Source organism: Methyloceanibacter stevinii, assembly GCF_001723355.1.
Classification (GTDB): Bacteria; Pseudomonadota; Alphaproteobacteria; order Rhizobiales; family Methyloligellaceae; genus Methyloceanibacter; species Methyloceanibacter stevinii.
Genome location: NZ_LPWE01000004.1, coordinates 97289 through 111320 on the forward strand (window position 1 = coordinate 97289; position 14032 = coordinate 111320).

At 63.6% G+C, this 14032-nt stretch carries 15 protein-coding genes and 2 pseudogenes; 12 read left to right on the forward strand and 5 right to left on the reverse strand.

What is annotated here, in order from left to right; all coding sequences use genetic code 11:
- Position 1 precedes the first annotated feature (1 nt).
- Complete coding sequence (locus AUC70_RS02875; RefSeq protein ID WP_069443513.1) at positions 2-1510, reverse strand: sigma-54-dependent transcriptional regulator; 1509 nt, start codon at positions 1508-1510, stop codon at positions 2-4.
- Between the two features lie 309 nt (positions 1511-1819).
- Between AUC70_RS02875 and AUC70_RS02880 the strand changes: the two are divergent.
- Positions 1820-3720, forward strand: a pseudogene (locus AUC70_RS02880) (M3 family oligoendopeptidase).
- A 5-nt stretch (positions 3721-3725) separates the two neighbouring features.
- Complete coding sequence (locus tag AUC70_RS02885) at positions 3726-4118, forward strand: DUF6790 family protein (protein WP_069443514.1); 393 nt, start codon at positions 3726-3728, stop codon at positions 4116-4118.
- A gap of 270 nt (positions 4119-4388) precedes the next feature.
- On the opposite strand, the gene AUC70_RS02890 is transcribed toward AUC70_RS02885, so the two are convergent.
- The 3 genes from AUC70_RS02890 to AUC70_RS17005 are packed head-to-tail and all read right to left on the reverse strand — an operon-like array spanning position 4389 to position 5695.
- Entirely contained in the window at positions 4389-4823 is a 435-nt protein-coding gene (locus AUC70_RS02890; RefSeq protein ID WP_244505470.1) for a DUF411 domain-containing protein, read from the reverse strand.
- A gap of 39 nt (positions 4824-4862) precedes the next feature.
- A complete protein-coding gene (locus AUC70_RS17000) occupies positions 4863-5378 on the reverse strand; it encodes an endonuclease/exonuclease/phosphatase family protein (protein ID WP_244505471.1) in 516 nt (171 codons plus the stop codon).
- The gene (locus AUC70_RS17005; protein ID WP_158007341.1) at positions 5333-5695 is read right to left on the reverse strand and encodes a hypothetical protein; all 363 of its coding nucleotides are present in this window, start codon (positions 5693-5695) and stop codon (positions 5333-5335) included. Before AUC70_RS17005 ends, AUC70_RS17000 begins: the two co-directional genes overlap by 46 nt.
- Before the next feature lie 214 nt (positions 5696-5909).
- Here AUC70_RS17005 and AUC70_RS02905 point away from each other — a divergent pair, with 214 nt between their 5' ends.
- The 10 genes and pseudogenes from AUC70_RS02905 to AUC70_RS02950 all read left to right on the forward strand — a co-directional run bounded on the left by AUC70_RS02905 (position 5910) and on the right by AUC70_RS02950 (position 12665).
- The gene (locus tag AUC70_RS02905) at positions 5910-7349 is read left to right on the forward strand and encodes an ABC1 kinase family protein (RefSeq protein WP_069443517.1); all 1440 of its coding nucleotides are present in this window, start codon (positions 5910-5912) and stop codon (positions 7347-7349) included.
- A 102-nt stretch (positions 7350-7451) separates the two neighbouring features.
- On the forward strand, positions 7452-7931 hold the full coding sequence (locus AUC70_RS02910) for a DoxX family protein (protein WP_069443518.1): 480 nt from the start codon (positions 7452-7454) through the stop codon (positions 7929-7931).
- Between the two features lie 4 nt (positions 7932-7935).
- Positions 7936-8382: a cupin domain-containing protein gene (locus AUC70_RS02915; RefSeq protein WP_069443519.1), complete on the forward strand. Its 447-nt coding sequence runs from the start codon at positions 7936-7938 to the stop codon at positions 8380-8382.
- Between the two features lie 12 nt (positions 8383-8394).
- Entirely contained in the window at positions 8395-8670 is a 276-nt protein-coding gene (locus AUC70_RS02920; RefSeq protein ID WP_069443520.1) for a VOC family protein, read from the forward strand.
- Positions 8671-8696: 26 nt separating this feature from the next.
- Positions 8697-8912, forward strand: coding sequence for a VOC family protein (locus tag AUC70_RS02925; RefSeq protein WP_069443521.1), 216 nt, complete (start codon positions 8697-8699; stop codon positions 8910-8912).
- Positions 8909-9307: a VOC family protein gene (locus AUC70_RS02930; protein WP_069443522.1), complete on the forward strand. Its 399-nt coding sequence runs from the start codon at positions 8909-8911 to the stop codon at positions 9305-9307. The genes AUC70_RS02925 and AUC70_RS02930 overlap by 4 nt, the downstream gene beginning before the upstream one ends.
- 135 nt (positions 9308-9442) lie before the next feature.
- Positions 9443-9586 carry an aa3-type cytochrome c oxidase subunit IV gene (locus AUC70_RS02935; RefSeq protein WP_083241200.1) on the forward strand — a complete coding sequence of 48 codons (144 nt, stop codon included), beginning with the start codon at positions 9443-9445 and terminating at the stop codon, positions 9584-9586.
- A gap of 116 nt (positions 9587-9702) precedes the next feature.
- Complete coding sequence (locus AUC70_RS02940; protein ID WP_069443568.1) at positions 9703-10842, forward strand: Re/Si-specific NAD(P)(+) transhydrogenase subunit alpha; 1140 nt, start codon at positions 9703-9705, stop codon at positions 10840-10842.
- Positions 10839-11254: pseudogene (locus AUC70_RS02945) on the forward strand (proton-translocating transhydrogenase family protein). The gene AUC70_RS02940 and the pseudogene AUC70_RS02945 overlap by 4 nt, the downstream one beginning before the upstream one ends.
- Before the next feature lie 16 nt (positions 11255-11270).
- Positions 11271-12665 carry an NAD(P)(+) transhydrogenase (Re/Si-specific) subunit beta gene (locus AUC70_RS02950; RefSeq protein WP_069443524.1) on the forward strand — a complete coding sequence of 465 codons (1395 nt, stop codon included), beginning with the start codon at positions 11271-11273 and terminating at the stop codon, positions 12663-12665.
- Between the two features lie 9 nt (positions 12666-12674).
- Here AUC70_RS02950 and AUC70_RS02955 read toward each other — a convergent pair whose 3' ends face one another.
- On the reverse strand, positions 12675-13403 hold the full coding sequence (locus tag AUC70_RS02955; protein ID WP_069443525.1) for a Crp/Fnr family transcriptional regulator: 729 nt from the start codon (positions 13401-13403) through the stop codon (positions 12675-12677).
- Positions 13404-14032 lie beyond the last annotated feature (629 nt).

Below are 14032 nucleotides of genomic sequence, written 5' to 3' on the forward strand. Positions count from 1 at the left end.
CCTAGTTCGGCCGCGCTTCGAGTCCGATCTCCCGCATCTTGCGGTAGAGCGTGGATCGTCCGATGCCGAGCCTCTTGGCGATCTCCGTCATGCGGCCGCGATAGCGTCCGAAGGCCAGCCGGATCATGTCCGCCTCGACATCCTCGAGCGATCGGATGTCGCCGTTGGCGCTGAGAGCGGGGATGCCGACCGAATCCTTGCCGTTCCGCGTCGGGACATGAATTGTCTTCGGCGTGTCGGCGGACTGGCCGAGCACGACCGGTCCGTCGATGTGAGGCGTCAGGTCCTTCGGCGCTGGGGCCGGCGGCACGGTCACCGCGTAGCCTTCCACGTGCGCGGCGATCTGCGGGAACTCGCTGACCGTCAGCGTGGGTGAGTCCGCGAGCACCACGGCGCGGAACACCGCGTTCTCGAGCTGGCGGATATTGCCTGGCCAGCTGTACCGCTGGAGCATCGCTTCCGTCTCCGCATCCGTGCCGTCGATGCTCTTGCCTTCCTCGGCGGCGAAGCGCGCGGTGAAGTGGCGAATGAGCTCGGGAACGTCATCCAGCCGCTCGCGCAGGGGCGGCACCCAGATGGGGAAGACGTTGAGGCGGTAGTAGAGGTCCTCGCGGAAGCGGCCCTCCTGCACCAGCTTGATCAGGTTCTGATTGGTGGCGGAGATGAGCCGGATGTCGACTTTCACCGATTGCTTGCCGCCGACGGGATCGATCTCCCCGTCCTGAAGCGCGCGCAGCAGCTTCACCTGTGCATCGAGAGGCAGTTCGCCGATTTCGTCGAGGAACAGGGTGCCGCCGTCGGCCTCGACGAACTTGCCGACCCGCTTGTCGGTGGCGCCGGTGAACGCGCCCCGCTCATGGCCGAAGAGAATGCTTTCGACGAGGTTCTCCGGAATGGCGCCGCAGTTCACGGTGACGAACGGCTTTGTCTTCCGGGCGCTTTCGCCCTGGATCGCGCGGGCAATCAGTTCCTTACCCACGCCCGACTCGCCTTCGATCAGGACCGGGATGTTCGATGAGGCGGCGCGCTGTCCGATCTCGATGACACGCTCCATGGTCTCGCTGCCAGCGATCAGATCGGAAAAGCCGAGCTTGCCGTCAGCAGACGCCTTCATGCGATTGATCTCGCCGGCGAGCGCTTCGATCTTGAGCGCGTTCTTGATGGAGACTTCGAGCCGCTCCGGGCTCACGGGCTTGACGACGAAGTCGACCGCGCCGGCGCGCATGGCCGCGATCGCCGCGTCGATGCTGCCATTGGCCGTCTGTACGATGACCGGCGGTTTTTTTGGGAGGGAACGCATGGCGCTCAGGACGGCCATGCCGTCCGTTCCGGGCATGACCAGGTCGAGAAGGACCAGGGAGATATCGCCGGCATTACCGGCCTGCAGTGCAGCGAGTGCGGCCTCGCCGCCATCGGCGGATTGAACCTCGTAGCCGAACCGCCTCGTAATCTCTTCAAGAATACGGCGATGTGTAGGGTCGTCATCGACGACCAAGACGCACTTGGGCATGACGCAAAACTCACTGGTTACGCAAACAACTACTGGAGCAGGCGCCGATGAGGCCGATACACTTGAGGCAACGTGACCCCTGCTGTGCCAAAACAGTGCACTCGAAGGGTAAACATGTTCTTTATCGCAGTTCGATTTTGGGGAAACTGTTGCGAATGCGTAAGTTTGCGTCCCACAACAAAGCGTTCTTAAGCCCTTGCGGGCGGCGCGGACGCTACCCAAACTAGGCGTAAGGAATCGACGCATTCGGGTGATAGCGAATCGCCTCCGGCACCACTCGCACCCCGCCAAAGAGGATTTTCAAGACCGATGCTGCCCCCCTGCTTTGCCCCTGGCCTGTTTCCCCATTTCTCAGCAACGTTCTCGCCCAAGGCGCTCGAAAAGGCCGGCGCCAAGCCGGGCGAGGGCGCCGCGCTGGGCGATCTGCCGGAATGGAACCTTGGCGATCTCTACGATGCCCCTGAGGCCCCCGCGCTCAAGGCCGATCTGGAAAAGGCCCGGCAGACGCCGAGGCCATGCACGAGCGCTATGCGGGCAAGCTCGAAGGGCTCCTCGACGGCGGCGCGGGCGGCGAAGCGCTTGCCGAGGCCGTGCGCAGCTTCGAGGCTCTGAACGACGTGCTCGGACGGGTCGCGTCCTATGCCAGCCTGCTCTACGCCGCCGACACGACCGATCCCCGGCGGCAGAAATTCTACGGCGATATCCAGGAGACGATCACGGCGATCTCCTCGCAGCTTCTGTTCTTCCCCTTGGAGCTGAACCGTCTCGACGATGCGGCGATCGAAAAGGCGCTCGCCACGCCGTCTTTCGGCCACTACCGGCCCTGGGTCGAGGATTTGCGGAAAGAGAAGCCCTATCAGCTCGAGGACAAGCTGGAGCAGCTCTTCCACGAAAAGGCGGTGAGCGGGCGCGGGGCGTGGGACCGGCTCTTCAACGAGACCATGGCCAATTTGCGCTTCGACGTGGACGGTCAGGATCTGAGCCTGGAGCCGACCCTCAACCTGCTTCTCGATCCGAAAGAGAAGAACCGCAAGCACGCCGCCAAGGCGCTCGCGAAGGTGTTCAAGGACAACATCCGGCTCTTCACGCTGATCACCAATACGCTCGCCAAGGACAAGGAGATCTCGGATCGCTGGCGCGGCTTCGAGGACGTGGCCGATAGCCGCCACCTGTCCAACCGCGTGGAGCGGGACGTGGTCGATGCGCTGGTGGCCGCCGTGCGCGACGCCTACCCGAAGCTGTCGCATCGCTACTACGCCATGAAAGCCAAATGGCTCGGCATGGATACGCTGAAATATTGGGACCGCAATGCGCCGCTGCCCGAAGAGCCCAAACAGGTCATCGGCTGGAACGATGCACGGGAGACGGTGCTCACCGCCTATGGCGATTTCTCGCCGCGCATGGCGGAGATCGCCGGGCGCTTCTTCGCCGATGGCTGGATCGACGCGCCAGTCCGCGAGGGCAAGCAGCAGGGTGCCTTCTCGCATCCCACCGTGCCGAGCGCACACCCATACGTTCTGCTCAACTACCAGGGCAAGCCGCGGGACGTGATGACGCTGGCCCATGAGCTGGGCCATGGCGTGCACCAGGTGCTGGCAGGGAAGCAGGGCGCACTCATGGCGCCGACGCCGCTGACGCTCGCGGAAACGGCAAGCGTGTTCGGCGAAATGCTGACCTTCCGGAAGCTGCTCGATCAGGCGCCGAGCCCCCGCGAGCGCAAGGCGCTGCTCGCCGCGAAGGTCGAGGACATGCTCAACACGGTTGTGCGGCAGATCGCGTTCTACAGCTTCGAGCGGCAGGTGCACGCCGAGCGCCGCGAGGGCGAGCTGACCAGCGACCGCCTCGGCGAGATCTGGATGGACGTCCAGCGCGAGAGCCTGGGCTCGGCCATCGAGCTCAAGCCGGAATACGAGACCTTCTGGTCCTACATCCCGCACTTCATCCACGCGCCGTTCTACGTCTACGCCTATGCCTTCGGCGATTGCCTGGTGAATTCGCTTTACGCTGTGTACGAAAAAGCCGATGCGGGCTTCGCCGAGCGGTATCTCGAAATGCTTTCCGCGGGCGGCACGAAGCATCACAGGGAACTTTTGAAGCCTTTCGGTCTTGATGCATCGGAGCCCCATTTCTGGTCCATGGGTCTCAAGGTGATCGAGGGCTTTATCGACGAGCTCGAAGAGATGGACCGGGCGGTGGTCGCGGAGGCCTAGAAGACATGAGTCAGGTTGCGCTGGTTCCCCTTCTTGCTTGGGTTGCCGCGTTAGCCTGCTGGGGTATCGCGCTGTGGCGCGCTCCCCGGCCCCTGCTGCGTTGGTTCGTGCTCGACCGGGCCCTGCGCTACGTCTTCATCTTCCCGCTCGGGCTGCTCGGGATTTGGGCCTTCATCGGTCACGTCATGTTTCCCGCCCAGTCCGCCGCCGCGATCGGCTGGCCGCCGAGCCCGTTCCAGTTCGAGGTGGGCTACGCCAATCTCGGGCTTGGCCTTGCGAGCCTCTATGCGGCGTTCACGACGTTCTATGCGCGGGTCGCCGTGGCGATTGCCGCTTCGTGCTTCCTGGTTGGCGCGGGCATCGGCCATGTGCACGACATCATGGCCTACACAACCTGACACCAGGCAACGCGGGTCCGATCCTTGTGACGGATTTCCTGACGCCGATGGTGGTGCTGGCGCTGCTGATCGCTTCCGCGCGCGCCCGAAGCAGCGGCCCCGGTCGCCGGATTCCGAGGCGCTGGAGGCCGAGATCGAAGTGGCGCGCGATGCCATGCGCTCCTATCGCGAAGCGCTCGATAGATTCGTCAAGAGCTAGGGGCTCGGCAGCTCAGCCCGGCACGGCAGGCCGTCAGTGCTGCGCGAAGATTTCCGTGCTGCCGTCCTTCTTCACGAGAAGAACCTCGTAGGGCTCCGTCTTGCCGTCAGGTGCTCCATGCCGGGCGAACCCAGCGGCATGTCGGGGACGGTGAGGCCGATGGCGTCGGGGCGCTCCTCGAGAAGCCGCTTGATGTCGTCGGCGGGGACGTGACCCTCGATCGTGTAGCCGTCGATCCGCGCCGTGTGGCACGAGGAGAGCTTCGGTCCGATGCCGGCTTGGGCTTTGATGCGATTGAGCATCCCCTGGGTCGTGTTCTTCGCCGAGACGTCGAATCCGTTCTCGGTGAGATAGTCGGCCCATTTCTGGCAACAGCCGCAGGTGGGCGACTTCCAGATCTCGATCGCAGGGCTCGCGTCCGGGGCCGCATGGGCGGGCATGCCGGCGGCAAACCCGCTCATGACCAACGTTGCGGCAACGATGAGAGGACGCATCGAAAGCATCATGGGCTCCTTCAAGTGCAACGGGGCCGAACGGTCCACATCCTAGTCCACGAAAGCGATATCGGCGACCACGGGCAGGTGGTCGGATTCGAGCCGGTTCCCCACCGACAGATCGATCTTCGTCAGTTGCGGCGAAACGAACACATTGTCGATGGGCAGCACCGGCACCAGGGGCAGAGCCTTCCAACGCGCGGGCCACGTGGGCACGAACGTGTTGAATCTGCCCAAACCGGTCGTCGCGGAAAATTTGTGGGCCTTGTGCGTCCACGGCGCTGCGTTGAAGTCGCCCGCGACGATGACCGGGCCGGTCAGGGACTGCACAAACTTCGTCAGGTGGTCGTAATCGTTTTTCTGTTGCGACGCGTAGAATGGCCGCGACATGTGGGCGCCGACAATGTTGACCTCGCGGCCATCCACATCGAGCTTTGCCCACGCCACGATCAACGATTGCCAATAGGGTTGGCCCGGACGATCCAGGCGGCTTTTGTCCACGATGGGATATTTGGACAGGATCACGAGGCCGTGCTTGCCCGCTTGGTTGGGGTAGACGTCCTGCATGTCGCGAAGGAACCCCTCGTGCTTCCAGCGGATCTCTTCCAGCACCACGCGTCCGGCTCGGTCTTCGCGAGAAACGCTTCGACCTTTTGCAGATGCAGATCGCCCTTGCCCCACATGTTGAACGTCGCCACGCGCAAGAACCGCTCGGCATTCTCCGGCGCGTTTGCAGCTGTTCCGGAAAGGTTCGGGATCAACGTGGCGAGTGCGATGGCCAGAAGCGCGCCGGTCGTGACGATCAGCATGCGGCTGCGCAAGGCGAGGCTCAGGAGAAAGAGCACGGCAAGGCCAACCGCAAGCAGAAGCAGACCGTTGTTCACGATGTCGAGCGCCGGATAGTTCTCCGCCAGCCCGCCGGTAACGAGGGCCGCTGCCGCGAAGAGACAGCCGGCAATGATGGCGGCGTGAGCATTTTTGAGTACGGCATGAAAATCTTGTTCTGGAAGTGACGTTCTTGGGATCGGCTATCGTGTGTCGGGATTCGCGATCCTATATGTGGTGTATCCCATTGATAGGGGAAGGGTTACGGAATTCATGAACGACTTGTCCGACCGTTCGGGTGATGCGCCGAAGGACGACCCGGAGACCACGGATCGCGAAAAGAACCGCTTCAGCGCGCGGGCTATGCGCTACGGCCGTGTCGGCGCGAATGTGGGCGGCGTGGCCGCGCGCATGGCAGGGCGGCGCTTGTTCGGACTGGATTCGGAGACCGAGAAGGAGGCCGCCGCGCTCGCAATGGCGCTGGGCGGTCTCAAAGGCCCCATCATGAAAGTGGCGCAGCTGCTCGCGACCATCCCCGACGCATTACCTCCCGAATATGCCGAGGCCCTGGGCAAGCTGCAGAGCCATGCGCCGCCCATGGGCCGCGGGTTCGTCAAGCGGCGTATGGCCGCCGAGCTCGGCCCGGGCTGGGAAAGCAAGTTCGCCAACTTCGAGTACGAGGCAGCGGCGTCGGCCTCTCTCGGCCAGGTTCATCGGGCGGTGGCTCACGACGGACGGGACCTGGCGGTCAAGCTGCAATATCCGGACATGCGCTCGGCCGTCGAGGCGGACCTGGTGCAACTCGGCATGCTGTTCTCGGTGCACAGGCGCATGCGGCCCGCGGTCGAGACGTCCGAAGTGCTAAAGGAACTGTCGGATCGGTTGCGCGAGGAGCTCGATTATCGGCGCGAGGCCGGGATGACCCGCCTCTATGGCGAGATCTTCGCGAGCGACGCCGCGGTGCGGGTGCCGGAGGTGCTGCCGGCGCTATCAACGGACCGTGTGCTGACGATGACGTGGCTCGAGGGGGGAAAGCTCCTCGACTACAAAGACAGCCCGCTCGAAGACCGCAATGCGATCGCGCAGGCCATGTTCCGCGCCTGGTGGTATCCGTTCAGCCATTACGGGGTCATTCACGGCGATCCGCATCTCGGCAATTACACGGTGTTCGAGGACGGTGGTGGCAGGGCTGCCGGGATCAACCTGCTCGACTACGGCTGTATGCGGACGTTCGCGCCCAAGTTCATCCAGGGTGTGATCGACCTGTACAACGGGCTGCTGCGCGAAGACCGGGCCTTGGTCGTGCATGCCTACGAGACATGGGGCTTCGCCGGCCTGTCGAACGAGCTCATCGACATACTGAACATCTGGGCCCGATTTATCTATGGCCCGATGCTGGACGATCGTGTGCGCACGATCGCGGACGACGTGGATCCGGGTATGTACGGGCGAAGAGAAGCCTTTCAGGTACATCAGGCCCTACGCGACAAGGGGCCCGTCACCATACCCCGCGAATTCGTGTTCATGGATCGTGCCGCGATCGGACTCGGCGGCGTGTTCCTGCATCTGAATGCGGCGCTGAATTTCCACGACCTCTTCGACGAAGCCATCGCGGGCGTCGATGTGGGTACCGTTACGCAGCGCCAGTCGGAGGCCTTCTCGTTGGCGGGCGTGCCGCTTCCCGGCGCCGATGCGTCTGAGACAGTTTCCTGACAAATACGCGACAAGGGTTGTGATCGCACGCCACATGCCCGAGGATTCGCCAACGACCCGACATTCACCGGAACCGATATTCATCGGAAGGAGGGGCTGGCGATGGAGTGGCTGATCAACGATGCGCTGCCGGTGCTGGCGCGCATCTTCATTGTCTGGATTTTTCCGTTCAGCTTTATCGACAAGATCATCAATCACGAGGCGGCGGTGAAGCAGGCGTCCTCGAGCTGGCTTCCGGGCGGCGCGGCGCTGCTTTATCCGGCTATGGCCGTCGAATTGCTGACGCCGCCGATGATCGTGTTCGGCTTCTACGACGGCATCGCCGCATTCGTCCTTGCCGGCTACTGCGCCATCACCGCGCTCCTGTTCCACAACTTCTGGAGCTATCCGCGGTTCTGGTCGTCCGACAGCGAGGGCAATCCGCATGTCTGGGACTTCTTCAAGAATTTCGGTCTCGTCGGCGGACTGATCTTCGTGATGCTCGCGAGCGGGTTCTTCCAGAGCGCGGAAAAGGAGATCGAGGAGGTGACGATGCTGACACCGGAGGTTTTGACCGTTGCCGGAGCGCCGGAGGGCCGTTGACTCCATGACGGCACCGACCCTCTCGTATTGGCATGTTTGGACGGGCGACGATGGGACGACCCGGCAGACCCGATGCGCGCTCACGAATTTCGCGATGCAGAGCATGGGCGGGAACGCCGCGCCGCAATGGAACGCGGAGGTCTGCGAGTCGAAGGCGAACGTGATGGTGTGCGTGCTGCCGGTCGGGTGGGTGGGCGATTGGCACGAGAACCCCAAACCGCAATGGATCATTCCGCTGTCGGGGACTTGGTACGTGGAAACTACGGACGGCACGCGGGTCGAGATGGGGCCGGGCGAGATTTCCTTCGGCGCCGATCAGCACACCAAGCCCGATGCGGAAGGGCATTACGGTCACAAGTCGGGCACCGTGGGCAAGGAGCCCGCGACGCTCATGCTCGTGCAGTTGGACGACCCCCGTTTCGTGGCGGCCCGGCCGGGAATTTTTGGATAAGGACGTTGCCGCATGCCTGTCACGCAGCTTGTCCATGTCGACATCACGGTTGCCGATCTCGACCGGGCGATAGGCTTCTTTCGCGATGGGCTCGGGCTCGACGCAGGTCCCGTCCAAAGCTCTCAGGACGCGCGGTGGAATGCGCTCCTGGGACTCAAGGCCGGTACCCATATGCGGACAGCCGATATCTGCTTCGACCGGGAAACGCTGAGGCTCGCGGCGTTCGATCCGCCCGGGGCGCCGTATCCGGCCCCGCGCGCGTCGAAGATCCGTGGTTCGAGCACGTAGCCCTGGTCGCGGGCGATATTCAGGCCGTGTGGTCGCGGCTCGAGAATCTAAAGCCGGAAGTCGTGACGGCGGGTGCCCCCGTGCTGTTGCCGCCCAATACCGGCAGCGTGACCGCGTTCAAGTTCCGCGATCCGGAGGGACATCCGCTTGAGTTGATCTCGTTTCCGGATGGGGTCGGCGATGCCCGCTGGCAGACGGGCGCGCCCGCATTCGCGGCTTCGACCACACCGCTATCGTCGTGACCGACCTCGACCGTAGCCTCGCATTCTACACCGGGCTGCTCGGGATGCGGATCGGGGGGCATTCCTTGAATCAGGGGGCAGGGCAGGATCTCCTCGACGGTCTTCCCGGTTGCCTTGTCGATGTGGTGGCGCTCCAGCCCCAAGATCAGCCGACGCCCCATGTGGAGCTGCTGCATTACCGGGAGCCGCCGGGGCCCGCGCCCCTGCCGCCGCCGCAAGCGAATGACGTGGCCTCGGTCCGGCAGGTCCACCGGGTGGAGGGGCTGGACGCGCTCGTACAGGCCCTGAAATCGACCGGTGTACCCTCTTCGTACGGTCTCGTCAGGCTCGCGGATGGTGGAAACGGGGCCGCCGTCCGGGATCCGGACGGGCACATGATCGTACTATTGGACTAGTTCCCGAGGGGCCCTGCTCACCTGAGGATTATTGCGGCAGGCCCTCTAGTCTGCTATTTCCCGGTGATGCGACGATGTCGCGACGTGGCGCGAAACAGTCGCCAAGCAAAGATAAAGATCTAGGGGGATAGCCGAATGCACATTGATCCCAAAGAGGGCCACCCGGAAATGGATTACGCCGAGCATCTCGGCACGTACAAGCTCTTCTGTGGGCTGTTCCTTTGGGGCACGCTTGCCTGTGTGGCAATCGTTGCGGCCATGGGCCTCTTCCTCACCTAGGCTTAAGGCCAACCACGGATGGGAGGCGCCTGGCCTCCCGCTCTTCTAGAACCCGACAGCGCTCGGCGCACCGTCAATAGTGGATGGGTGCGCCCGTAGCAAAGGGAGCCAAGATGATTGCAATTGGCGTACCCGCGGAAGGCTCCGAGGAGCCTCGGATCGGCCTTACCCCCGAGACCGTCAAGAAGCTGGTGAAAGCCGGCGCCAAGGTCACGGTGCGGTCTGGCGCGGGTCTTCGATCCCATTTCAGCGACGACGACTACAAAGAGGCCGGCGCGTCCATCGCCAAGTCCGACGAGGACGCGGTTTCCGATGCGGACGTGGTGTTCACCGTCCGGCGACCGTCCGTCGACCTTGCCAAGGCGATGAAGAAGGGCGCGGCCCTGATCGGCATGCTGGATCCGTTCTCGGACAGGGCCGGTCTCGAGGCCCTTGCCAAGACCGGCGTGTCGCTCTTCTCCATGGAGTTGATGCCGCGCATCACGCGCGCTCAAAGCATGGACGTCCTGTCCTCGCAATCGAACCTCGCGGGCTACAAGGCGGTGGTCAATGCATCCGCCGCATTCGAGCGGGCGCTGCCGATGATGATGACCGCGGCGGGTACGGTGCCGGCCGCACGCGTCTTCGTCATGGGTGTCGGCGTGGCCGGGCTCCAGGCGATCGCCACCGCGCGCCGCCTCGGCGCTATCGTGACCGCGACCGATGTGCGGCCCGCTGTGAAGGAGCAGGTGGCTTCGCTCGGCGCGAAATTCATTGCCGTCGAAGACGAGGAATTCAAACAGGCCGAGACGTCCGGCGGCTATGCCAAGGAAATGTCCGACGACTACAAGAAGAAGCAGGCCGAGCTCGTCGCCGAGCATGTCAAGAACCAGGACATCGTCATCACCACCGCGCTTATCCCGGGGCGCCCGGCGCCGAAGCTGATCTCGAAAGCGATGATCGAAAGCATGAAGCCGGGCTCCATCATCGTGGATCTTGCGGCGGAGCGGGGCGGGAACGCGGAGCTGACCAAGCCCGGCGAGACCGCCGAACACAAGGGCGTGCGCATTTTCGGCCAGTTGAACCTGCCCGGTCAGGTGCCGGTCAACGCGTCCAGCCTCTATGCGCGGAACCTTCAGGCTTTCATCGAGCCGTTCATCGACAAGGAAACCAAAGAGCTCGCCATCGATTGGGAAGACGAACTGGCCATCGGTACGGCGATTGCCCGTGACGGTGCGATCGTCAACGAGCGGGTTGCCGGAGGGAAGACATCATGACGAAAAAGACCCTTCTAACGGGGATCATCGTTGCCGTAGCGGCGCTTGCCTCCGATGCGTTTCTGGCGGGCGTGGCCTACGCGGCGGACGCCGCGGAAGGCGGCGGCCACGACTTCATGTCGCAATTCTCGATTTTCGTGCTGGCGGTGTTCGTCGGCTACTACGTGGTCTGGAGCGTGACACCGGCGCTGCATACGCCGCTGATGTCGGTGACCAACGCGGTGTCCTCCGTGATCGTGGTGGGCGCGCTGCTCGCGGTCGCGGTCGAAGCGGGAGACGCGGTCGTGTCCTCCGGTCATTGGCTGGCGAAGATCCTGGGCTTCGCCGCCTGATCCTGGCCTCGGTCAATATCTTCGGCGGGTTCCTGGTGACGCAACGCATGCTCGCCATGTACCGGCGTAAAGACCGCTAGGGGGGGATCTGAGAACATGTCCTCCGAACTCGTCGCACTGCTCTATCTCGTCTCGGGCGTCCTCTTCATCCTCGCGTTGCGGGGACTGTCGTCGCCGGAGACCTCGCGCCAGGGCAACTACATGGGCATGGCCGGTATGGCCATCGCCGTGGCCACCACGCTGGCCGTGGCGCGCCCGGACTCGGGTCTGTCCTGGGGCATGATCATCGCCGGTATCGCCATCGGCGGGACCATCGGCGCCGTTATCGCGCGCCGCATTCCCATGACGGCCATGCCCGAACTCGTCGCCGCCTTCCATTCACTGGTGGGTATGGCCGCCGTGCTCGTCGCCGCTGCCGCCTATTACGCACCGGAAGCCTTCGGCATCGGGTCGCCCGGCAGTATTCGCGTAGCGAGCTTGTCGGAGATGTCCCTGGGCGCGGCCATCGGCGCGGTCACCTTCACCGGATCGGTTATCGCTTTTGCCAAGCTCTCGGGCCGCATGTCGGGTGCGCCGATCATTCTGCCGCGCCGCCATCTCATCAACATCGCGCTCGGGATCGCGCTGATCGCTTGCATCGTGCTGTTCTGCCAGCAGCAGACGCCGCTCTTCTTCTGGGCGATCGTGGCGCTCTCGCTGCTCCTTGGCATCCTCATCATCGTCCCGATCGGCGGTGCCGACATGCCGGTCGTTATCTCGATGCTGAACTCGTACTCGGGCTGGGCGGCCGCCGGCATCGGCTTCACGCTGGGCAACACGGCGCTGATCGTCACAGGCGCGCTGGTCGGCTCCTCGGGCGCGATCCTGTCCTACATCATGTGTAAGGGCATGAACCGCTCCTTCATCAGCGTCATTCTCGGCGGCTTCGGCGGCGAGACCGCGGGCCCCGCCGGCGACGGCGAGCAGAAGCCGGTCAAGCTCGGCTCGGCCGAGGATGCGGCCTTCCTGATGAAGAACGCGGAGAAGGTCATCATCGTCCCCGGTTACGGCATGGCCGTCGCTCAGGCACAGCATGCCTTGCGGGAAATGACCGACGAACTCAAAGAGGCCGGGGTGGAGGTCAAGTTCGCCATTCACCCGGTCGCCGGTCGCATGCCGGGGCACATGAACGTGCTGCTGGCCGAGGCAAACGTGCCCTACGACGAGGTGTTCGAACTCGAGGACATCAACTCGGAGTTCGCGCAGACCGACGTGGTCTATATCATCGGCGCCAACGACGTGGTCAATCCGGCCGCGGAAGACGATCCCACATCCCCGATCTACGGCATGCCCGTGCTGCAGGTCTGGAAGTCCGGGACCGTGCTCTTCAACAAGCGCTCGCTCGCATCCGGATATGCCGGCATCGACAACCCGGTCTTCTACAAAGACAACACGATGATGGTGCTGGGCGACGCCAAGAAGATGACCGAAGAGATCGCCAAGGCGATCTAACAAGGCGATCTAGGCCGATGGCCGCGCGGCCATCGGCGCCTTATTGGTCGAATTTGACCCACAGGCCTCGAGGGAGATGCGCCGGTTGAGTGCGCCGGGATCGGTCAACACCAGCGCCCCACGTGTCTTTTCCACGAGTTCGTCCTTCTCCAGCGCGCGCAGGGCGCGGGAGACCACCTCACGGCGCGAGCCGATACGTTCGGCGAGGTCCTGCTGGTTCGGCGGGGGCGAGATGCTCCGCTGGCCATCATGGCCCGGGCGCGGGCGCGACAGGCGCAACAGCTCGGCGTAGAGCCGCTCGGAGGCCGTCAGGTAGGCGTGCTCGTAAAGCTGCAGGTTGAGGGAGCGGATGCGCCCCACCAGCATGTTGAGCACCGTGCGGCACACCTCCGGTTCGTGCGCCAAAACGTCCATGAATGCCGCCGCCTTCATGGAGCCGATAAGGGATGTCTGCATCGTGGTGACGCTTGCGGAGCGGGGGATACCGTCGATGGCCGCCATTTCCCCGAACATGGAGCCGGTTCCCAGTTCGCCGAGAATGACCTGCTTGCCGTCGTCGGCGCGGTGGATGACCCGCACCGAGCCGCTGACGACGAAAAGCACGTCGTTCGACGCATCGTCCATGTCGATGACCAGTTCGTTCGCCGGGTAGGTGCGCCAAGTGACCGCCGGGGCGAAGCGCTTGGCGTTTTCCTCGCCGAGCGAGGCGAAGAGCTCTATGTCGCCGATGTCGCCCATGAATTCGGATGATAACAGGGGCCGCGTTGCGGTCCACTCTGGAGGCCGGACAGGACAAAGGCCCGGAGGGGAAACTCCGGGCCTTTGCTGACGAAACGGCTTTGCGCTACGGGGGGATTAAGCGCGGGGGCCGTTCGAGTGCTTTTGGCGGCTGCTGCCCACCTCGGGGGGCGGAGAGGGTCAGAAGGCCGCCGGTCGTCTCTCTTGGTCAGTGACAACAAGATAGGTGATGGCGCGAAAAGGCGCTGTGCATTCCGTCACAGCGCGGCAGTCCAACGCTCAGCGGCCGCTCTGCCTTGACCGTGCGATACGGTTAACCGTCTCGGATTCAACGAAGAACTGCCAAGGTGCGGCCGGGATTCGCCCATTTTGCGGCTTCAATCGTCCCTTACCCACCTGCGCCTTGGCGGCTGTGCGGTGCGGCGTGTGACTTTCGTCCATTGATTCCCCCACCGTCCGGACCATCTAGCATGAGATCGAGGCGCCCCTTATCCAAAGGTTAAGCGGAGCTCCGAGATCGAAAGACGCCATTAGGCAAGCATAAACTCTGGTATTGGGAACTCATTGGAGAGTTCCATCGGATGAATGACCCGTTCAGGCGCCATTCATACATGGTCCGTATTTTGCGG

Coding starts and splice junctions, on each gene's coding strand:
- AUC70_RS02905 (WP_069443517.1), top strand. CDS start 5,910: ATGAACGACTTGTCCGACCGTTCGGGTGATGCGCCGAAGGACGACCCG.
- AUC70_RS02875 (WP_069443513.1), bottom strand. CDS start 1,510: ATGCCCAAGTGCGTCTTGGTCGTCGATGACGACCCTACACATCGCCGT.
- AUC70_RS02915 (WP_069443519.1), top strand. CDS start 7,936: ATGACGGCACCGACCCTCTCGTATTGGCATGTTTGGACGGGCGACGAT.
- AUC70_RS02935 (WP_083241200.1), top strand. CDS start 9,443: ATGCACATTGATCCCAAAGAGGGCCACCCGGAAATGGATTACGCCGAG.
- AUC70_RS02885 (WP_069443514.1), top strand. CDS start 3,726: ATGAGTCAGGTTGCGCTGGTTCCCCTTCTTGCTTGGGTTGCCGCGTTA.
- AUC70_RS17000 (WP_244505471.1), bottom strand. CDS start 5,378: ATGCAGGACGTCTACCCCAACCAAGCGGGCAAGCACGGCCTCGTGATC.
- AUC70_RS02955 (WP_069443525.1), bottom strand. CDS start 13,403: ATGGGCGACATCGGCGACATAGAGCTCTTCGCCTCGCTCGGCGAGGAA.
- AUC70_RS02950 (WP_069443524.1), top strand. CDS start 11,271: ATGTCCTCCGAACTCGTCGCACTGCTCTATCTCGTCTCGGGCGTCCTC.
- AUC70_RS02920 (WP_069443520.1), top strand. CDS start 8,395: ATGCCTGTCACGCAGCTTGTCCATGTCGACATCACGGTTGCCGATCTC.
- AUC70_RS02910 (WP_069443518.1), top strand. CDS start 7,452: ATGGAGTGGCTGATCAACGATGCGCTGCCGGTGCTGGCGCGCATCTTC.
- AUC70_RS02890 (WP_244505470.1), bottom strand. CDS start 4,823: ATGATGCTTTCGATGCGTCCTCTCATCGTTGCCGCAACGTTGGTCATG.